Annotated in this window: 16 protein-coding genes and 4 pseudogenes; 6 read left to right on the top strand and 14 right to left on the bottom strand. The window is 32.9% G+C overall.

The features are described 5' to 3' along the window. The first annotated feature begins 33 nt into the window (after positions 1-33). Together BJG89_RS00755 and BJG89_RS14435 are read left to right on the top strand one after the other, a co-directional pair. A complete protein-coding gene (locus BJG89_RS00755; protein ID WP_096808063.1) occupies positions 34-783 on the top strand; it encodes a DeoR/GlpR family DNA-binding transcription regulator in 750 nt (249 codons plus the stop codon). 508 nt (positions 784-1,291) lie between these two features. Then, positions 1,292-1,384 carry a type I toxin-antitoxin system Fst family toxin gene (locus BJG89_RS14435; protein ID WP_108909077.1) on the top strand — a complete coding sequence of 31 codons (93 nt, stop codon included), beginning with the start codon at positions 1,292-1,294 and terminating at the stop codon, positions 1,382-1,384. 1,002 nt (positions 1,385-2,386) lie between these two features. Here BJG89_RS14435 and BJG89_RS00740 read toward each other — a convergent pair. After that, positions 2,387-3,160: an alpha/beta fold hydrolase gene (locus BJG89_RS00740; RefSeq protein ID WP_096808060.1), complete on the bottom strand. Its 774-nt coding sequence runs from the start codon at positions 3,158-3,160 to the stop codon at positions 2,387-2,389. A 116-nt stretch (positions 3,161-3,276) separates the two neighbouring features. On the opposite strand from BJG89_RS00740, the pseudogene BJG89_RS00735 reads away from it, so the two are divergent. Then, positions 3,277-3,617: pseudogene (locus tag BJG89_RS00735) on the top strand (Lrp/AsnC family transcriptional regulator). 623 nt (positions 3,618-4,240) lie between these two features. On the opposite strand, the gene qoxD reads toward BJG89_RS00735, so the two are convergent. The 6 genes and pseudogenes from qoxD to ahlS all read right to left on the bottom strand — a co-directional run bounded on the left by qoxD (position 4,241) and on the right by ahlS (position 12,386). Beyond that, positions 4,241-4,531, bottom strand: coding sequence for a cytochrome aa3 quinol oxidase subunit IV (gene qoxD / locus BJG89_RS00730; protein ID WP_096808059.1), 291 nt, complete (start codon positions 4,529-4,531; stop codon positions 4,241-4,243). Then, positions 4,528-5,133 (bottom strand): cytochrome aa3 quinol oxidase subunit III, encoded by a 606-nt coding sequence (gene qoxC / locus BJG89_RS00725; protein WP_096808058.1) that lies wholly within the window; start codon positions 5,131-5,133, stop codon positions 4,528-4,530. The genes qoxD and qoxC overlap by 4 nt, the downstream gene beginning before the upstream one ends. After that, positions 5,123-7,111: a cytochrome aa3 quinol oxidase subunit I gene (gene qoxB / locus BJG89_RS00720; protein ID WP_096808057.1), complete on the bottom strand. Its 1,989-nt coding sequence runs from the start codon at positions 7,109-7,111 to the stop codon at positions 5,123-5,125. The genes qoxC and qoxB overlap by 11 nt, the downstream gene beginning before the upstream one ends. After that, positions 7,111-8,232 (bottom strand): cytochrome aa3 quinol oxidase subunit II, encoded by a 1,122-nt coding sequence (gene qoxA / locus BJG89_RS00715; RefSeq protein WP_096808056.1) that lies wholly within the window; start codon positions 8,230-8,232, stop codon positions 7,111-7,113. Before qoxA ends, qoxB begins: the two co-directional genes overlap by 1 nt. A 2,145-nt stretch (positions 8,233-10,377) precedes the next feature. Then, positions 10,378-11,508 carry a zinc-dependent alcohol dehydrogenase family protein gene (locus BJG89_RS00710; protein ID WP_096808055.1) on the bottom strand — a complete coding sequence of 377 codons (1,131 nt, stop codon included), beginning with the start codon at positions 11,506-11,508 and terminating at the stop codon, positions 10,378-10,380. A gap of 15 nt (positions 11,509-11,523) precedes the next feature. Next, positions 11,524-12,386: pseudogene (ahlS, locus tag BJG89_RS00705) on the bottom strand (AhlS family quorum-quenching N-acyl homoserine lactonase). A gap of 501 nt (positions 12,387-12,887) precedes the next feature. Here ahlS and BJG89_RS00700 point away from each other — a divergent pair. From BJG89_RS00700 to BJG89_RS15020, 3 genes and pseudogenes are all read left to right on the top strand, one after another. Beyond that, complete coding sequence (locus BJG89_RS00700; protein WP_096808054.1) at positions 12,888-13,340, top strand: MarR family winged helix-turn-helix transcriptional regulator; 453 nt, start codon at positions 12,888-12,890, stop codon at positions 13,338-13,340. A 194-nt stretch (positions 13,341-13,534) separates the two neighbouring features. Further along, a complete protein-coding gene (locus BJG89_RS00695) occupies positions 13,535-14,242 on the top strand; it encodes a ferredoxin reductase domain-containing protein (protein WP_096808053.1) in 708 nt (235 codons plus the stop codon). Positions 14,243-14,665: 423 nt separating this feature from the next. Beyond that, a pseudogene (locus BJG89_RS15020) lies at positions 14,666-14,752 on the top strand (IS6 family transposase); the annotation flags it as partial. A 516-nt stretch (positions 14,753-15,268) separates the two neighbouring features. Here the strand turns inward: BJG89_RS15020 and BJG89_RS00690 are convergent. From BJG89_RS00690 to BJG89_RS00660, 7 genes and pseudogenes are all read right to left on the bottom strand, one after another. Beyond that, entirely contained in the window at positions 15,269-16,048 is a 780-nt protein-coding gene (locus tag BJG89_RS00690) for a sugar phosphate isomerase/epimerase family protein (protein ID WP_096808052.1), read from the bottom strand. Positions 16,049-16,050: 2 nt separating this feature from the next. Further along, positions 16,051-17,121 carry an ABC transporter ATP-binding protein gene (locus BJG89_RS00685; protein WP_096808051.1) on the bottom strand — a complete coding sequence of 357 codons (1,071 nt, stop codon included), beginning with the start codon at positions 17,119-17,121 and terminating at the stop codon, positions 16,051-16,053. A 10-nt stretch (positions 17,122-17,131) separates the two neighbouring features. Further along, positions 17,132-17,947 (bottom strand): carbohydrate ABC transporter permease, encoded by an 816-nt coding sequence (locus BJG89_RS00680; RefSeq protein WP_096808050.1) that lies wholly within the window; start codon positions 17,945-17,947, stop codon positions 17,132-17,134. Next, positions 17,937-18,812 (bottom strand): carbohydrate ABC transporter permease, encoded by an 876-nt coding sequence (locus BJG89_RS00675; RefSeq protein ID WP_096808049.1) that lies wholly within the window; start codon positions 18,810-18,812, stop codon positions 17,937-17,939. The genes BJG89_RS00680 and BJG89_RS00675 overlap by 11 nt, the downstream gene beginning before the upstream one ends. Positions 18,813-18,833: 21 nt before the next feature. After that, positions 18,834-20,114 (bottom strand): ABC transporter substrate-binding protein, encoded by a 1,281-nt coding sequence (locus BJG89_RS00670; RefSeq protein ID WP_096808048.1) that lies wholly within the window; start codon positions 20,112-20,114, stop codon positions 18,834-18,836. A gap of 118 nt (positions 20,115-20,232) precedes the next feature. Continuing rightward, positions 20,233-20,814 carry a glycerol-3-phosphate responsive antiterminator gene (locus BJG89_RS00665; protein ID WP_096808047.1) on the bottom strand — a complete coding sequence of 194 codons (582 nt, stop codon included), beginning with the start codon at positions 20,812-20,814 and terminating at the stop codon, positions 20,233-20,235. A gap of 224 nt (positions 20,815-21,038) precedes the next feature. Beyond that, positions 21,039-21,545 (bottom strand): annotated as a pseudogene (locus tag BJG89_RS00660) (type I restriction endonuclease); the annotation flags it as partial. Positions 21,546-21,647 lie beyond the last annotated feature (102 nt).

Raw genomic sequence — 21,647 nt, 5'->3', positions numbered from 1 at the left:
TACTAGAGAAAAACAAATTAGGAGCAATGACAGATGAAGCCTTTTGAACGGAGAAAAAATTTACTGAATGAGTTATACGTAAACAACGTTGTTTACGTAAGTAAATTAGCAGAAACATTTAATGTCTCTGAAGAAACTATCCGCAGAGACTTAGAAAAATTAGAAAAAGAAGGCATTGCTGAACGTAATTACGGTGGAGCTAAATTATTAAAGTCTGAAGAACTACCTTATTCTGTTCGCCACACACGGAATAAAGAAGCCAAGCTTAAGATTGCTAAAAAAATCAATCACTTTATTGAGGACGATACTAGCTTATTTTCAGACTCAAGCTCAACAGTTATCGAAACGTTAAAACAATTCGCAATTACTGATAAAAAAATCCATATTATTACAAACGCAGTCAATGCCTTATATGAGTTAAACCAGTCATCACTCGAAATTAATTCGACTGGAGGTAAACTCTTAAAACACTCATCAGCATTAGTTGGGCCGCAAACAATTGAATCCATTCATAAATTTAATCCTGACTATGCTATTTTAAGTTGTAAGTCCTTAACTAAAGATGGCATGATTACTGATTCGAATGAGTATGAAGCGCACATCAAAGAGTTAATGATTAGCAAAGCCAATAAAGTTATTTTAGCGGTCGACACCTCAAAATTCGATAAGACCAGTCTTATTACATTCGCGCAATTATCTGATATTGACTACATTGTCACTGATACAGAACTCGACCACACATGGCAGAACATATTCGCTAAAGCGTCAACGATTGTGTTATAACCAATGTTTGGCTACACCCACGCCAGACTTACTAACAACATCAAACACCCACTACTTATGCTGTACACAAAAGTAGTGGGTGTCTGTCTTTATTAAAAATATTGTAGTGTTTCTTTGTTTATCGGTGATAGAGCATTTTAAATTGGTTGATGCTTTCATGATATTCATGTGCTTTTTTAGTAATACGCTAGTTTCTCCAGCTGAAAAAGTTGTTTCAAATATTGACACTTTTTCCAAGATTGTTTAGCGTTATACCTCAAGATAATTAATTTATATAATGGTATAATTATATAAAAAGGAAGAGGGTTTATGAATCATTAGAATTTTTCATAAAAGTTTAAATATTAAATCGAGACATATAAAACATGGAATTTTAATAAGGCGATATGCTTTCTATTCAACATAATTTAACTTATCGGAAGCGCGTATGCTTACGTGTTTACAGATGGTATAATAATGGAGTCGCCTTAACTTCCGGCGATATTTTCGACGGAAGGAGGTGAAACCTATGGTAATTCTCTTTGTTAGTATAATTGCACCTGTGATTTCAGGATGCATTGTTGCGATCTTCTCGTTCTGGCTAAACAATCGTAACAAATAATAAGGCGACATAGTTGCACCAAAAAATCCCCTCACTATTTCCGGTAGTGAGGGGATTGGTGTACCTATGGAACTCTCTTTGTTATTTACATTATAACATCATAGTATGGAGAAACGCAAAAACAGGATTTTAACTTCTTAAAATAGGCTGATTAAGACATAGACAATTAGGTCGCTTATCTAAAATTTCTTCGGATAGTAAATCAGTGTCTATGAGCTTTTTTAACTCTTATTGTTTCAACTTCACTTTGGAAACCCATTAATAGCATTATTTAGAGGGATATTAATAAATTTTAAAAAATATACTAAGTTACTATACTTAAAAAAGTTAGAAAAAGCAAAAGGAGACATCCTTTTAGCTAGGCAAAAACATCAATATGAAAAGATTATATGATGTGTTACAGTATGAATGAATTTTACTTGAAGGAGCGATTTTTAGGTGAGTAAAAACAAACTGTACCTCCTACTTATATTACTAGTTTGTATAATAGTAGCAGCTATATGTGTGCCAATTTTAATTAAAAATGGTAGTTATTCAGTACTAGTTTCAGCGTCTATCCCTTTTATTATTTTAATTATATATTTCTTTGTAGAAAGAAAAAATGATAAGAATGATAAAGATAAGTAGAATAAATTTAAAATTATATTATCAGCATAAAAGGAGTGAATTTATGAGTAAAACAGCCGCGTTAAATCTTTTAGTTTTTATATTATTAATCATATTTGCTTTAGCATTTGTTACTAACATTTTTGGAAAATTGACTATATATATCATTATTATTCTTCCTATTATTATGCTTGTTTTAGGAGTTTATTCATTAGTAATTAATGTCAAAAAATATAACAATAGTAATAACTACATTAACAATAATAAATTTAAATAGATAAATACAAAGCCCGAATGTTAGGCACTGAATCCTTTAAATGAGCATTTTAGAAAACAATCATAATAAAAGATTGTTTTCTATATTCATTAAGAACTGTGTTGTTATTCGAATAATTGTTAATTGAAGTATTTTGCGATAAAATTTTCAATAATAACATTTAAGTTTTGAGGATGTTCCAACTGTGGGAAGTGATTAACGTTTTCCATTTCTAGCCACTCTGCATTTGGTAAGTTTTCCACAATTTCATAAACGCTTTCTTTAGTTGAAACTATATCATCTTTTCCATGAATAACTAAGATAGGAACGTCTAATGATAACAATTTCGTATCTGCAGTATAATACAACATTGCTCGTGTTTGGTTTTTGAAAACAGTAGACTGCCATTTAGATGCCTCTAATGCAATTTCGCTTGAACAACCTAAACGTTGGTAAAATTGTTGAGCTTCGCTAGGTGTCGTCTGAGAAGCTGCAAACATTTCCTCATTCCCTCCGGCTTTAAGTACTGATTCTCCTGTAAAAGGACCTCCACCTGCCATTATAATCCCTTTAACGAGTTGCGGATATTTTGTAACGAAAGCTAATGAAGCTAAGCTACCAATTGAGTGAGCAACTAATAATATAGGTTCAGCAATATTGTTTGCATCAAGTACAGATTTAAGGTCTTCTGCGTTTTTTTCCATAGTATAAAATGATGAATCTACAGGCTTACTTGAAAGACCGTAACCTCTATTATCATGTGTTATGCATAAATAACTTTCTTTTAATAGTTTAACTTGATCTTTCCAAACATCATGAATGCCCATATAACCTGATTGAAAGACTATTGGTGTTCCTTCACCTTGTCTTTCATAGTATATTTCTAAACCATCTTTAGTGTTTATCCACGCCATAATAATTCCTCCAAATTTTTGTATATATTTATCTTAATTGGTTGACCTATCTGTTTAAATATAAATTTCAAAGAGTTTTTAACTAAATACTTGAAGATTGAAAGTGAGCGTTAAAAATGGACGAATTAGACAAAAAAATAACTAGAGAATTAAAAAATAACAGTAAAATTTCAATGAAGCATTTGGGAGCAAAAGTAAATCTAACTAGTCAGGCAGCAACAAATAGAGTGAAAAATTAGAGGATGACAACGTTATTACTGGATACACGATTGTTTTAAACCAAGAAGCATTAGACTGTAAAGTCCATGTATTTATTAATATTTATACTCATAAAATTTCTCATAATTCATATCTTGATTTTATTCAGGAAGAAAGCATTTTTGTTATGAATAACTATAAAGTTATAGGAGATCCATGCTATCTTTTAGAGTGTCGTTTTCCGAACAGACAATATTAGAATGCATTTCTAGAACGATTAAATAAGCACGCAAACTATAATTTTTTAATGGCAATATAAAAATTTTTCTCTCAAAATTAAAGAAGGTTTACTATAATTAAAGCGAATAGAATAGACAAAGGCACTATTTACAAGCCTTTATTATGTTAATAAAATGAAAAACTAGAAATCATGAACTAATAAGATTTCTAGTTTTTGTGTCGTTTTACATAATAAATGATTACTAGAAACTATATTAAAAAGGCTCCTTATCGAATAAGGAGTTTTTTAATCGTGCCAAAATCAGCAATAAGGAAAGTATATTAATCTCTGCTGGGTATATCTATTATGTTTCACTCGGGTTTAAACATCATGCCTTCAGAAACTATTTGTACAAAACGCCAACCCTATTTTTTATTTCTTTTTTGGGCTGCACCGTTCAATTTTTATAAAAATAATGAATTAAGTCAAAGCTAAAAGGCTTGTCTCCTACTTAATATAGGAAACAAACCTTTGAAATTATATACTAAACCAAATTACAATTTTTAGGATTGCGTACATGCATATGCATTCAATGAAATTGGTTTTAATTGACTACCGCTAATTAGATAACTTCAAAAGGAATCCTCTCCCTTTTTTATAGGTTATAAGTGGCTTGAGTGTCCACCTTGCATTACCCAATAAGTACCGATAACAGTAATTAAAGTAATGATAAGCGCAAATATAACTTTAAACCCTTGTACGTTTCCGTCTTTACCTTCAGTTAAGTGCATGAACATTAATAATTGTACTGCAGCTTGTATAAAAGCAAAGCCAAAGATGATTGTAATCTTAGCATTAAGTGCCATTGATGTATATAGGGTTACGAATACTGCTAAAAGAGTCAGAACGATTGAGCCAATAAAGCCTACTGTGTGTTTTACAATTGTATTCATCCGCTAAACACCATCCCTATCATATATACGGCAGTAAAGATGAAGATCCAAACAACATCTAAGAAGTGCCAGTATAAACTTACTATAAATAACTTAGGCGCATTGTCTTTATTTAGTCCACGCATGCCAACTTGGATTAATAAACAAATAATCCAAATAATACCTAATGAGACGTGGGCGCCGTGTGTTCCTAAAAGTATAAAGAAACTAGACCAATAAGAACCGATTGTTAGGTTAACACCTTCTGATACGTAGTGTGCAAACTCGTAAATTTCAAATCCTACGAAGACAACACCAAATAATAAAGTGATAATCATCCAAATCGTCATTAATTTTGCTTTTTCTTTTCTCATATAGTAAATAGAAATACCACAAGTATAAGAACTAATTAATAACGCAAATGTCATTATCAAAACGAGGGGTAATTCGAACATTTCAGTCGTCATTTTACCGCCATAGTCTCCACCATGTTGAAGTGTTAATAGGGTTGCAAATAGCGTACCGAATAGTGAGACTTCTGCTGTAAGGAATATCCAAAAGCCAAGTCTATTTAAATTACCTTCATGCGAACGTTGGTCAATAGTATTTGCATCATGACTCATGACGTACAGCCTCCCTTTCTTTTATACGTTCGTTAAGCAAACGTTTTTCGTTTTCTGCTACTTCAGAAGCTGGGATATGATAACCGTGGTCTACTTGGAAACTGCGGAAAATCATAGTACCAAAGATACCTATTAAGCAAATAACAGCTGGGAGGATTGTTTCAAAGATAAGGAAGAAGCCCCCGATTGTGAAGAGGATGCCCATCCAAAAACCAACTGGCGTATTATTTGGCATATGGATATCAGTGTAGTTGTGATTATCTAAGTAGTGTCTACCGTGTTCTTTCATATTTACAAATGTATCATAGTCATTCCAATCTGGTGTAACAGCAAAGTTATATTTAGGTGGCATCGCTGAAGCAGTGGACCACTCTAATGTACGTCCTATACCGTACCAATTGTCGCCAGTAGCTTCACGTGGTGATTTGAAGAAACTATATACGATACTAGCAACTAAGAACGTAAAGCCTAATGCCATCATGAGTGCCCCGACAGTAGAGATTGCGTTTAACAACCACCAGCCGTCTTCTGGCATATAAGTGTATAAACGACGTGGCATACCATCTAATCCAAGGATGAATTGGGGTAAGAAACAAACGTTAAAGCCAATAATGAAGAACCAAAAACACCATTTATTTAATGTTTCGTTTAACTTAAACCCAGCCATCTTAGGCCACCAGAATATGAGTGCGCCTAATAAACCGAATGCAACACCAGCTACTAATGTGTAGTGGAAGTGTGCAATTAAGAAGTACGTATTATGATACTGATAGTCTGCTGCTGCCATAGAAAGCATAACACCAGTCACTCCACCTATTAGGAAGGTAGGGATAAATGCTAGCGCAAATAACATTGGTGACTCAAGAGTAATTCGACCTTGATAAAGCGTAAATAACCAGTTAAAGATTTTAACGCCGGTTGGGATACCAATCAGCATGGTTGTGATTGAAAAGACTGAGTTAATTAATGCACCATTACCCATTGTGAAGAAATGGTGAACCCAAACTAAGAAACTAAGGAATGCGATACCTGCTGTTGCCCATACCATACTTTGATGACCGAACAGACGTTTACGAGCAAATGTTGGGATAATCTCAGAATATATACCGAACGCTGGTAGCACAACAATATAAACTTCAGGATGGCCCCACACCCAAAAGAAGTTAGCCCATAACATTGGCATACCGCCATTTGCGACTGTAAAGAATGCAGTATCAAAGATTCTATCTGTTGTGAACAGTGCTAATGCCACTGTTAATACTGGGAAAGCCAATATAATGAGTAATGTGGTAATGAAAGCAGTAACCGTAAACATTGGCATTTCCATAAATTTCATGGTAGATGTTTTACATCTGATTATAGTAACAAAGAAGTTAATACCAGTCATTAGGGTACCTATACCAGTAATTTGAATTGCAATTAAGTAATAGTTGACTCCGGGCCCTGGGCTGAATTCTCCTGCGAGTGGTGCGTAGTTCGTCCAACCAGCTGCAGGTGAGCCTCCGATTATAAATGACAGGTTGAATAACAACATACCTGAGAAGAATAACCAGAAACTTACGTTATTTAATACAGGGAATGCAACGTCTCTTGCACCAATTTGTAAAGGTACAATAACATTCCATAAACCAAAAATGAAAGGCATTACCATAAAGATAATCATGATGACGCCATGCGTACTAAAGACTTCATTATAGTGATGTGGTTCTAAAAATGTATTATCTGGAATTGCTAATTGTGTACGCATCATTAAGGCGTCAATACCGCCACGCACGAACATTAATACAGCACAAATTAAATACATCACGCCGATTTTTTTATGGTCAACCGATGTGAACCATTCTCTGTATAGATATTTCCATAATTTAAAGTAAGTAATTACTGCGATCACTGCGATGATAGCGAACGGTGCACCAATTTGTGCCATTGTAACCATCCAATCGCCATGAACGAGCAATTGATCCCATGGGAAATTCATTAATGTCCACCTCCATGTTCATGGTCTTTTTTCTCAGACTCTGATGCTTGTTCGTCTTTAGCACCTTCTGAGATTTTTTCCATTTCGTCCATATTATGTGATTCTTCATCTTTAAACTCACTATTATATGGTTCATTATTGCCTAGAATCATAGCTTTCATACCATGACGTTCATAGTTTGCGTTTGTGATTTGTGGCTTACGTGCAGGTTTATTAGGTTTATCTAATACATCCTCTTTTATTTCTTCTGGTGTATTAAAGTTTGGATCTTTCTGTACGTAATTGAAACGATCATAAGCATAGAAAATATACTCAGGATCAGCTGCTGGATCAACAAATGCCATATGCGTACCACTGAAAGTTAAGTTTTTGTTTTCAGTAGTTGGTAAAAGTTGTTTATCAAAGGTATCTTGATCTAATTCCTTTTGACTTTGAGCATCTTTTACCCAATCCTTAAATTCACTTTGGCTAACTGAATTGACATCAAATGTTTGGCGAGCGAATCCTTCACCGTTGAAGTTTGAGTTACGTCCTCTGAACGTTCCTTCTTCGCTAGCAGTTAAAGTCCAATCCATTGTCATTCCAGTCATCGCATATTTTTGACCGCCTAACTGTGGAATCCAGAAACTTGTCATCATATCCATTGATTGGAGTTTGAAGACAACAGGTCGATCTTTAGGTATGGTTAAGTGGTTAACAGTTTCAACTTTTTCTTCAGGATAACTGAAGAACCACTTATAACCAGCGCTTGTTGCATAGACAACAAGGGGATCATCTTGTTTTTCCGGCGTTTCTTCATACATGTAAAGTGATTTTACTGTAGGAATAGCTAAAGCGATAACAATGATCACCGGAATAATAAACCAAATTGTTTCAATTAAAGCGTTGTGGTGCATCTTACCAGATTCGTCTGTTTTGTGTAATCTATATTTATATAGAAACAAAGCAAACATGATAAGCACAGCAGCGATTATAACAAGCATGAAGATGATTGAGTAAATAATCAAAAACTTCGAGTCACTTGCTACCGGCCCTTTTGGGTTTAAAACTTCTACATTAGAACAGCCACTAAGTACGATTAGTGAGCCAAAAAGTAGAAGCAAAGACTTAAATTTCGACACTTTTTCAACCTCCTAATACTACAAATGTAGGGTTTATCATCAATTACAAATTTTACGTAATATTTATAATTAATTGTATAAAGTTAAAACCGTTATCTTAATCATCCTTTTTATTAATATTTAAACTAAGTTTATTATTGAATTAATTTAATGATTAATTTTAAATAAATCTTATGTCTTATAAACATCCAATAGATGTTTCGACAAAACTCAGTAATATATAATTTTTAAGTAATGATTCTATCTTGGCTGAAATGGGATGCTTACCCTATAGTTAGAGATATCATCACGCTGTTAGCAAATATGAAGCAAAACGATGGAGTACTACCAAACCAATTTTCTTCATCCTGCAAACTTTCGTTCGTCCTAACCCTCTCTGATTAGTTTGTAATTGGCTTTCTGCAAATTTCAAACCCTTTTTTATTTAATATATTGGCAAAAACAATTCTTTACTGAATTACATAAAAAAGGCTGCTCTCATACTGTAGACCTGAAAACAGCCGAGAACTTATTTATCTGGTTGAGTGAATTTAGTTCATATAGTGTTATCAGAGCCTTTTTAAACAGTACCGATGCCAATAAAATAACTCCCCCCTATAAAGATATGACATGTAGGTAGATGGTTTGCTTTTACTGATTTCTTGGTTTTTCTGTTCTGCTTACTCTTCACTTACATCTGTCCCTAATCCCTTGATAATGCTCAGAAGTATATTTATTTTTCAACTACCTCAGCATTTTTTGAAGTAGATCGTAGGTTTAACCACCTCCAACGTCTATCTTTATGCTCGTCTTCACCCGCATTTCCAACTTCTTTATTCATTTTGCTAATCAAAGTTTTTAATGATTCTAATATCTAAAGTACCAAGCAACTGTATGACTAAAAGTAAGTTTTTAATAGACTTTGAAACATCTGTCTTTTGGATAGCAGTAACAATATGATGCATGATTCTCAAAACACCTATCCAGAGCAACAAGCTGTGCTTCATGGACTTCATTATTCGTGGTTTCAACCACATATCCTGTCTTTAATTATGTAGCATATGTGCTATTAAGTTCACTTTGGTAATACAAGTTTTAAGGTTCCTAACATTTAGATAATAGTAAAGACTGAGCAGTGCAATATTTCTTTTCTCTAAATAGTTTCATTTTTCCCTAGAACACAAAATACAAACATTAATAGGCATTCTCTCTAAACAAGATACAAATAAGTATTTGCATGTGTCAGTATTAAGGAAAAGAAAGTGACGTAACTAGTGATTATAAGAAGATCAATTCAGATCAACGGGCACAACCAGTTTATATGAACTGATTCCAATTTGTGGGAGTAAAATAAAAATACTTTCGTTGAATGCGTCATAAAATGAATTGATACGGAGATGCTTTTTCTATAAAAAGAGTTACTTAATTATCAGAAATTAGGATTAAAGCTATAGAAATAAAAGCTGAAAACCATGCTATAAAAGAAATTATGAATGGATTAAATATTCGAGATAAGACACTAGTTGATAATAGGTGGAAACGGCACAGAAATGTCGAAATCCATAAGTTTGAGTAACAAGCAGGTAAACAGTATTGATGTGACAAAGATATTGAAGCATTAAATAATGAAGCAAAACAGGATACTTCAAAAATGATTGATAAATGCGTGGAATATAACGGTGTGAATATATCATGGTTTCCAAAAAACTGCCTCTTTTGCGTGAAAAAAATTCATTAATTTGCACTAACTTTAGTTATTTTTATAATTTTTCGAGTATACAAAATTTTATAAATAGGAAATATTGGTATTGATGGCTAGTAATGCGAGTTTAGGCGCATCAGATTGATTTGTTTTTCTGAACATAAAAAACTCGTTTTGAACGTAGCTTCTATTTGATTATTTTGTATTTTAAGTCTGTTTTCAAAATCGCGGTCACAATAATGCATAACGCCACTCTCCTATATACGTTTTCAAGAACCCAACATACTCAAGCGAATTTTAAAAGACGAGAGTAAAGCTAATCCGTTTAAAATACAGATTTAAAACCTAAAAGCGCAATCGATCTACTGCTCTCTATAACTATAAAAAATAGCTATGAAAGAAATCTATCGTCATAGATTTTTTCATAGCTAAGCTTAATTTATTTACTTTAACTAATATAGTAATTATTTTGTCATTTTAATAATAATTCTACCTGCATCACCATTTGCTAATTGATCAAAACCTTCGTTTATCTGTTCAAGTGAAATGACATCACTGATTAATGGATCAATGTTAAGTCGATTATGTTGATACAGACTAACAAATCTAGGGATATCACGGTCAGGAACACAGCTTCCAACATATGAACCCTTAACCGTTCGTTCTTCAGCTGCTAAGGTGACTTGAGGAAATGATAACTCTGCTTTTGGATTAGGTAAACCTGTTGTAATTGTCGAGCCACCACGTTTTGTTATTGCATATGCAACTTGCATTGCTGGTACTGCACCTGCTGTTTCAAATACATATTCAGCTCCACCATTAATATATTGTTTAACTTCTTCTATAACATTTTCATCTCCTGAATTAAATACTGACGTCGCCCCTAAAGTTTTGGCAATTTCAAATTTATCTTCATTTATGTCTAAAGCAATAATTTCATTAGCTCCTGCCAATTTTGCTCCTATAATAGCGTTTAAACCAATACCGCCAAGCCCTACAACTGCTACATTGCTGCCTGGTCTAATCTGTGCTGTGTTAATAACTGCTCCTATACCTGTAATGACAGCACAGCCAAATACTGCTGCGCGTTCGTAAGGAATGTCCGAATCAATTTTTACAATTGAATTGTCTGATACAACAGCGTATTCTGAGAAACCAGAAACGCCTAAATGGTGATAAATGGCGTCATTATCTTTAGATAAACGAGACCCTCCCTCTAACATTTCACCTTTTTCGTTTGATATTGCTCCGTTTTCACATAATGCTGGTCGTCCTTCACGACAGGGTATACACTTACCACAACTTGGGATAAATGTACAAACAACATGATCACCCACCTCAAAGTCGCTTACATTTTCACCTAGTTCTACAATCTCTCCTGCTGCTTCATGTCCTAACGCCATAGGCATTGGTCGTGGTCGGCTTCCATTAATCACTGATAAATCAGAATGACATAAACCTGCTGCATGGATTTTAATTAACACTTCGTTTTTCTGAGGAGCGCCAAGACTTAAAGTTTCAATTTTTAAAGGTTTCGTTTTTTCATAAGGGCCTTCTATGCCCATGTCATATAATACTGCTGCTTTTGTTTTCATTTATTTTCACACCCTTTAATCATAATAACCATCAGTAGACTTTCTAAAAAACTCAAATTGATGGCCGCCATGACCAAACCAGATTTCTGCGTTTTTTTCTTTTGCTAGTCTCTTAATATATTCAACTGAATTAGCCCAACCAATTGAATCATAAATTATTCTAGGTATTTGCAATTTAGGCGCCATACTTTCTTGTGTATAAATGGCATCAGAAGCTAAGATTAAAGTGCCTAACTCTTCACTTTCAATTTCAAGGCCAATCATAACCCAAGCATGCCCACTACCAAAATTCAGCACCTTCACTCCAGATACAAGCATCAAATGGTCTTGGTCGCATGCAATTGTTTGCCAAGTTAAATCACTTTTAATCCAAGCATCAATATCACTCCAAATATATGCGCCTTCTTGTTGGTTACGTGCGTAGCACTTCATCGCGCCACTAAATTCATCATCATGGACAATGACAGTTGCATTTGTAAAATATTCTAAACAACCTGCGTGGTCTAGATGTAAATGTGAAGCGACTACTATATCAACATCTTTAGGATTTACGTCCAATTGTCCTAGCCTATTGGGTAAATGATATGATTCATCTGAAAAATAAAGGAAGGCTTTCTGTGTAGCATTAATCCAACGACCTTCTTTTCCCATTGAATTAGGATTACAAGCAATGTCAAATAAAATTTTAGCACCTGGATGATCTATAAAAGATGATCTATAAAAACTGTATAAATCGGAATTTCATGTAGTTCATTTTCTTTATTTGGATTGTGGAGTGTCGCTTGGTTTGGATTAGCTATCATAAGATTTTTATCCATTTGCATTCGTCCATTATCTAAAACATAGATTTTCATACGATCTTTTTTTATATTTACCAATATAATCAACCCCTTAACCTATATATTACCCTCTTTTTTGTAAACAATTTCGATTTTTGAGTAAAATTTTTATTGGTAAAACCTTGTTACTTTTATGTTTTACATAATTTCCCTTAAATTCTATGTGTATTTAACACATGGTAGCCAAATAATTTGCTTCAGCTATAATAGCTTTTATCTTTAGATAACTTTTACCATTACCTTCCAATATAACTAGTCACAACGGCATATGTTTATTTATATATAATTTATTTCTGATATTATAAAACCAACTAGAAATGCCAGCCCTAAAAAATATATAAAAACTCTCTTTCAATGTATATATCCTTGAAATAAACTAAAAATTAAACTCATTTTTATATTTAGAGCAAGAAAGGTTATCCAATAAGGACAGAACAATTATTATGTTAAAATACGTATAGAAACATTTAAATAGAAGTCTTAAATGGCAAGGATTATAAGGGAAATAAAGCATTTAACGAAGAGATTGCGAGGAAAATAATGGATTCATATAAAAAAGATTTTGAAGAGCGTAATAGGAAGTTGAAAGAGTTCCAAGATTTATTTGAAAATATATTTATCTACATGAAAAAACAAGAAGACTTATTCCCAAAAACACCATACAATCTAAGTGCTAGTCATATTCTTATTCTTACTTACTTAAATAAAGTGGGTAATTGTACAGTTTCTGATATTACAAATTATCTTGGAATTTCCTCTGGCGGTGGTACTGTTCTAACAAATAACTTATTGAAACATAATTTAATTAACCATTACAGGTCAAATAAGGATAAAAGAGTAGTTTTACTTTCTCTTACTAGTCAAGGTGAAGAGATTGTAGAACAAATCATTAAACAGCGGTCTACCACTTTTGTAGGAATGCTTGAAAATTTAGATGAAACGGAAATAGAGCAAATTCTGGATGTTTTTCGTAAATTAAATCATAATTTTTAAACCCTATTACATACGCTATGTGCTAAAGACTTATAGTTTAAATATGTCTATGTTATTGAGAAGAATTCTCATTGACACCCTATTTAGTTCGTGATAAAGTCTTACTTAATAAGTATCTTAGTTAGTAAGTTAATATTCAAATAAAAAAGTTTTTTCATGAATTATCATATGTAATTAAATAAGGAGGGTATGTAATGCAGATATACTGGACTAAAATAAATAAAATTATTGAAGAAACGCCTGAAGTTAAAACATATTTATTGGATTGCCCAGAAAACTTTACGTGGGAAGAAGGTTCCCATGTCCACTTCGCTCTGAAAGGGTTTAATGATGGAGATAAACCAAATCGTAATTTAATTCGTCATATGTCAATCTCTACTATACCGCAAGAAAACGTGATTGGTATCACTACGCGCATCAAAGAGCAGTGTTCTGAGTTTAAATCGATTTTATTAAATCTTGAAGTTGGAGATGAAGTTGCGATATTTAAAACTCATTCAAATGTACCACTTAAAAGAGCAGACAAAAATGTTTATCTTCTGTCTTCAGGTGTCGGTCTAGCAACATTCAGACCACTTGTGCTTGATTATTTCGAACGCGCTGGCAACGTCAATCAAATTCATTCATTGAATATCGATTCATCAAAAGATTTCTTATTCCCTACCATTTTTGAATCTGCCGTTGACAAGAATTTCACTGCGCAGTTTGTCGATAATCGTAAAGATTACTATAAAGAAGTGAAAAAACTTGTTGCAGATAAAGATGGCCTCTTCTATATTGTCGGCAGCGATGAATTTCTTTTGCAGAACATCGCAGTATTACGAGAACAGGGGATCAAGCCAGAACATATTATGCTCGATAAGCATGAGCAACAACTACCTGATTTTTTACCATCCATTTAAATAAAGAGTAATTTTTTGTAAAACAATAAATAGATGTCTCATTAACTGGCACAAACTTAAACTAGCGAGATTATCATTGTACGATACTCGAAAGTTAGCGGAAGAACTAACTTTTGGGCGTCGTTAGTCAAAAGATAATCTTTTTTGTTATTATGTCAGAAATTTACAATTAAAGTATTTTATTGAAGTTATTAACTAAATTAATAACTTTTTTTACGTTATAATTGTGCCTCTTAATAATCAAAGCATCAATAACAACTTAATGATTTACGGATTCAATATGCTTAATCTAAAGTTATCAATATATAGCTTAAAACGACAATTAATTTTTATAAAACTTGAACCTCAAAAACTGTATCACTAATGATATGTTTCTCCTTGTTAATAGATTGCTGAAAAAGCGTTTCTCATGAAACATTTCAGATTATAGAATTTAATAAAGCTGTTATTACAATAGCTGTCGGTTATTATACCAGTTATACATTAAGTTATCGTGCTCTATTTGAAATATAAAAATATGATATACATACGCATTCTCCGACAATTTATCGTTCGGGGATATATCGTTTATCCCTTTACAACAGAAATGCATTCACATATTTTGTCGTAGGACATAGACAACGCATATTTATTTTATTTTTTCCATTTCCCTCAACTTTTAACCTTTGTTTGTAATGAATAAGACACTCTTTTTATAGAAAAACACCTTTGTATGATTCATTTTAAATGAATTCAACGAAAGTGTTTTTATTTTATTCCCATTATTTGGGTCCAGCTCAAGCACATGGCTTAAAATATTGTTTTTATTTAAAATTACCAAATTGACTTGATATGTATCGTTTATATTAAAAAGATTAATTTGTATTTATATCATTACAAAAATCTTAAAATAGTAATTATTATTAGCTATTTTTAAACAAATGATGTCTTCAGTCATTTAAAAATGAATAATACAAGTCGGAGTGTAGCTTAATCTACTACAATCCGACTTCTCCCTATGATGGACAGTTTTCAACTTTATCCTTGTTATTCTGTTTTCATTTTTCTTAATACATAGTCTATATCATGTTGAATTTGCTGTGGTTGTTCTCCGATATCATAATTGTATTCCAATGTTAGATGGGCATTGGGTGTGTACTTACGGTATGTCTCAAAGAAGTGTTCCACATTTAATGTGCCATCGTTTAATAAATTATGATCGTCATGCTTACCGTCATTATTGTGTAAATGATAGAATTTAATTTTGTCTTGAAGTTGCTGTATCACATAATCTAAATGCCACCCATTTGCATTTGCGTGTCCAATATCAATCAATACGTTGTTCGCGTGTTCTTTACAAAAATTGATAAATTCTGATTCTGTTAATAATTTGTTTTGCTTGGTATCTACACCCACATTTTCCACTAAAATATTGACACCTTTGTTTTTAGCTTCTTGTGTAATATGGTCTAAATTAAGTTTTGTTTGGACAATCATTTGTTGCTTATCGTCAATCGCGATGTTATTTACATGATAGACGATATCTTTTATTCCTAAGTCTACACAATGTTCAATGGCTAATCGAATTTGTTCTAAGCTATATAAATCTTCTTCCTTTGATCGTGAGTGTTCTACATCAAATATTTGTTCATGATAGGTTAAGTATCGATTTGTATCTTTACCTAAAGCAAGTAATTCTTTCATATAAACTTTATCTTGGTTATTCGCAAAAAGTTCTATTCCTAAATCTGGGTTGTCCTCTAAGAGACCATAAATAGGCGTTAATCCACTTCTTATATATGCATTGGTACTTAAAATGAGTGCCATAATTACCTCTCCTCTATATTCATTTCTGTATTTGGATCAAACAATGTTACTTTACTCATATCAAACTTAATATTTACTACACTTTGTTCTGGTCTTTTATAACTTTTTACAGTCAGCATTTGTTGATTGATTTTTCCAATAAGACTGTAACTTTCTCCTAAATTTTCAATATCTTCAATTTCAAATCTTATTCCTGTTGGTTCTTCCTTTATATAAATTGCTTCAGGACGAATACCTACTAGTAGCGAACGACCTTCATAGGTCTCTAAATTTTGTTGATTTAAAGTCTTCGCATCTATATATAGTTTAGACTCAAATATGAGTTGGTTTTTCTCATACTTTGCATCGAGAATATTCATCGGTGGCGTACCGATAAAACGTGCTGTAAACACATTACTCGGATGATTATAAACATTTTCCGGTGTATCGAACATTTGTATTTCACCCTTATCAAATAATGCGATACGATCAGCTAATGCCATTGCCTCTAATTGATCATGTGTCACAAAAATAAAAGTATGCTGATACATATCATGTAAATGTAATAACTCTCTCCTAGCAGACACACGCAGTAAAGCATCGAGGTTAGACAGAGGTTCGTCTAATAAGAAATAAGAAGCATTCTTAACGACTGCTCTGTCTAAAGCAACTCTTTGACGTTGACCACCTGAAAGTTCGCTTGGTTTACGTTCTTTTAAGTGATTTAAATCTAATATAGAGAGTGCTTGATGAAGGCGTTGCTCAATATCTTCTTTGGGTATTTTATTACGTTTTAATGCATAGGTAATATTCTTCTCTACGCTCATATGTGGATATAACGCGTAGTTTTGGAAAACCATTGCAATATCTCTTTCTCCCGGGGCATAATTTGTTACATCCTTATCATCAAATAGTATTTGGCCGTCTGAAACACTTTCTATGCCAGAGATCATTCTAAGTATTGTAGACTTCCCGCAACCAGAGGGGCCTAAAAACACTACGCGTTCCCCATCATTTATTTTCAAAGTTAAATTCTCAATCACTTTGGTGTCACCAAATGATTTGCATAAATTTTTCAATTCTAAAGTACCCATTGTAAACCTCCTATTTAATCCCACTTGCAGTGAATGTGTCTATAATCATACGTTGGAATAATAAGTATACGATGAGTGGAATGGCCATCGTTAAGACACTCAAGGCCATCGCTACTGTAAAATTAGTGCCACCTTCTGAGCTTACAAACAATTGTAATGCTAAAGGTAATGTATAATTTGCTTCACTTTTCAACATTAAGTTTGGCCATATATATTCATTCCATGACAAGATAAAAAACCAAATACTTGTTGATGTCAGTGCAGGCTTAGTAATTGGCACAATCACGTCTTTCATCGTATACCAAACTGAAATATTATCCACTTGCAAGGAGTCTAACAATACTTTTGGTATATTACGCATAGATTGCGTTAACATAAATATGCCAATTGCATCTGCAAGCTGGGGTAAAATAACTCCCCACCACGAATCTACAAAACCTAAACGCGCCATAATAATATAATTCGGGACCATCGTGACAGTAAATGGAACAAATATCGTTGCTACGAGTACCATATAAGTTACTTTTTTAAATTTGAATTGATAGAAAACAATAGCGAACGCTGCTAAAAATGAAATGATTACTTTCACTATCGTGATCACACTGGCAATTACGAACGTGTTTGTTGTAATTTGCAACAATGGAATATCGTTAATTAATTTGTCGAAATTCTCCATTGTAAATGGCAATGGTATTAAATTAATCATAGAATCGTATGCGTGGTTTAGTTTTTTGAACGCATTACTTACTGCAAAAATAATTGGATAAATTGCTAATAATATACATGTGATGAGTACGATATGTGCGATAGAAGGTTTAATTTTCATACTTTACTCTCCTCTCAACCACTAAAAACTGAATCAGTAATAGTGAAAAGAAAATAATCAAAGTAATCGTCGATACAGCAGCAGAAACGCCTGTTTTATATAAGGTAAACCCTTCGTGATAAGCATGATAAATTAAATTACTACTTTGATAATTGGGGCCGCCTTTTGTAATTACACTGATAGGCGTAAAAACGTACTGCAAACCTTGTACTATAGTCATGATTAAAATGTAAAAACCGGTCGCCGAGCTCATAGGTAGAATAATATCTATAAAAATACGTGAAGGCTTCACGTTATCTATTTTTGCTGCTTCAATCATCTCTCTCGGTATGCCAATAATACTGGAATATAAAACCAAGAAATTATAACCAAAGACTTTCCACGCTACAATCAAACTAATGACGAAGATGACCCAACCATTCGTCGTCGTCCAATTTGGTATCGATATGCCAAATATACCTAGCACTTGTGCAACAGGACCCGACACTGGATTAAGTACCCACAGAAACACCATCGCGCCTACCACAAGTGAAATTACAGAGGGTATAAACAATACAGTTTGATAAATACGTTTTCCTTTGCCAATAAAGTAATCCACAATAAAAGCAAAAATATAAGTTATCATTGTATTAAATACAACTAGTAATGCAATATAGGCAAATGTCTGACCGATAATCATATAAAACTTAACGTTTGTAAAAAGTTCAATATAATTATCTAAACCTACAAATTCTTTGTTTGTTTTAATCATGTTCCAATCAAAAAAGCTTAAATATACGGTATAAATCAAAGGTATAATATTAAAAATTAAAATAATGATTACAGATGGTAGTAATAGTGCATAAGGCAACCATTTTTTATTCATTACTTGTACCTCCTTAATTGGTTAATCTAATTCCTGGTTAATTCTATTTTGCGTTGCTTCCATGATTTCCTTTACATCTGCATCTTCACCGAGTATTTTATCTCGCATATCAATAAGTTGTTGCTCCGCTTCTAAACCGCTATTACCAGGAAACGCCGCCCAAGGCACAACATCACTCATTTGGTTGATTGCTGGTCGCATCATCTTATTTTCTTCAACATAAGCTTTTAAACCTTTCGGGTTATCTACAACATCATTACGTGGCGGCACGTATCCCGTCCCTTTCGTCCATTTCGCCACATTTTCAACTTTGTATAGATATTTCATAAACTTCCACGATGCTTCTTGCTCTTCTTTAGTATCTGACGTAATGCCTAGCATTGCACCCCCTGCGGGAACTGCTTTCACTTTACCTTTCCAACTTGGTATTTCAATCGCTTCAACATCAAATGTTGCATTATCTTTAATGTGTTTTTGTTTCGCATTTGTAGTAAATAGCATACCGACTTCACCATTGATAAAGCTTTGTTGACCTTGTTCATCATTAGTATGTAATGCGGACTTATCGTTCACCATATCTTGCATCATTTGATACGCTTCTATACCTTCCTGGTTTGCAAATGATGCTTTTCCATCTTTTACGATATTGCCCCCATTACTATCAACGATTGCTTGTTGTGCCCAACTATCTGCAGGCTCTTGTATAAAGATGCCATATTGATTTGTGGTTTCTTTAATTTTTTTTGCATAGTTTTGAACTTCTTCCCAAGTCTTCGGCCCATTTGCATCAAGATGCGCTTTACGTAAAATATCTTTATTTATAAACATAACTGGACTACTAACAGAATATGGCAGTCCTAGTTGTTCTCCGTTTTCATCCTGGGCAATTTTTAAAACCTTGTCATCAAACTTTTCTTTTATAAACTTTTTATCTTCTGGAAATGATTGATTGATAATCTCTTCGGGTGATGTATATTCAAAGTTGTCTTTGTAATAATTTTTAAAGGACCAGCCTATTTGTACAACATCTGGGGTTCTACCCCCTGCTGCTTCAGACATCATATTCTGTATCAACCCTTTATACATATCTGGATTATATTTAGCTTGCACATAGACGTCGTCACTTTGTTTATTAAAATCATTTACAAGTTCTTTTACTGTTTTTCCACCTTGAGTTTCAGCGTTGACATGCCAGTACTCAATTTTCACTTTGCCATCTTTTGTCTCTTCCTTACTCCCTTCAGCGCTACAACCTGCTAAAAACAGTAATGTTATACACAAGAGAAAACTAAATTGCTTCATTCGCCTTAATCCCTCCAAAAAAAATAGCCAAATAAACGTGTCAATACACGCTTATTTGGCTCTCCAATTGCCTATCACTTCACTTGTTATGTTTAATGTAACAAATGTATATTAATATTTATTGATGCTCATGTAAAAAATCAGTAAATTCTCTCTTCCACATTGCTTTATTTGCAGTCGATACACCTAAAGCGCCATCTTCAAGCGCTTGAGTTAAATAAGTTTCACTATCTACTAATCCACCCATAATAATAGGTATTTTTACTTTTGATTGAATAGATTCAATTAAAAATGAAGTAATCGTTGGCATCATTTCTAACATATCAGGCTGACTTACTTTAGCAGTATTTATAATATTTTCTTTCATATCGTGATCGGCTAAAAAGAAACGTTGAATTACGAAAATATCATTCTTTTTCGCTAATTTTACATGGCTCATTTTTGTCGTTATGATACCTTCCGGTTGAATCATTTGTTTTATATATTTAAAACCAAAATCATCTAATTTTAATCCTTTAATCTTCTCCACATGAATATAAACATCAATTCCATTTGACTGATATAGCTTCACGTACTCTTTAATATTTATGAAATTACCAGTTAAAATAAATACTGCTTTCAAGTTATCTTTGTATTTCAATACCTTTTCAAGTTGGTTTTCCTTGGTCACTGATGCAATCACTACTTTATCCTTTTTCATTTTACCCTCCGCATTTTAAAGAATTAATACATGATATCCCTCTACATTTTCTCTTAGACTCTTTAAAATTCAATTATATATTAGTCAAAATGAAATCGGGTAGAAAAACATAATGTATAGCCCCCAAAATAGTAATGTAGCTCTTCAATTAAAATTATATTTATTTTCTTATGAGTGATTTAATAACTTTGATTACGCTTGTTATTACAAAATTTTAAATATCATTGTATATAACGAAAAAGACCTGTGTAGTTTTGTTTTCGATAACGCATCACTTGATTAAATGCTTCATTGATATCAATGCCACGACGTTTAAGCTCAATTTGAACTAATGGTAAGCCATTAATTAAAATTGTGACATCATATCTCGCTTTGTATGTATCTTCTACGGACACCTGATTAGTGATTTGAAATTTATTTTGACACCAATTTCTCGTATCTAAAAATGATAAATACACTTCAGATTCATCATCTCGTTTCAAAGGCATCTTATCACGTAATATACGCGCACTTTCAAAAATCCCCTTACCATTAATCATCGTTAACAAGCGTTGAAACTCTTTATCTGTTAGAGGTTCTCCATTTAATTTATCAGCGTGACGTTCATTTAATATAGAACGAAAATTATCTAATAGTTGTTGTTCACTTCTAATCGTTACAGTTTCATAGCCATTTGATTTCAGCTGTTCCATCATTTCAGTTTCTAATGCAAACTCACTTTGATATACCATAACATCCCCTACCTTTATCTCTATTACAATCGATTATAATATATAAATAGATTTAGGTGGTGTAAATTTCAAAATTTAAGTAATCTCATTAAAACTTTCGCA

The organism is Staphylococcus nepalensis, from assembly GCF_002442935.1.
Lineage (GTDB): Bacteria > Bacillota > Bacilli > Staphylococcales > Staphylococcaceae > Staphylococcus > Staphylococcus nepalensis.
This window is presented reverse-complemented; position numbering and strand designations above follow the sequence as displayed.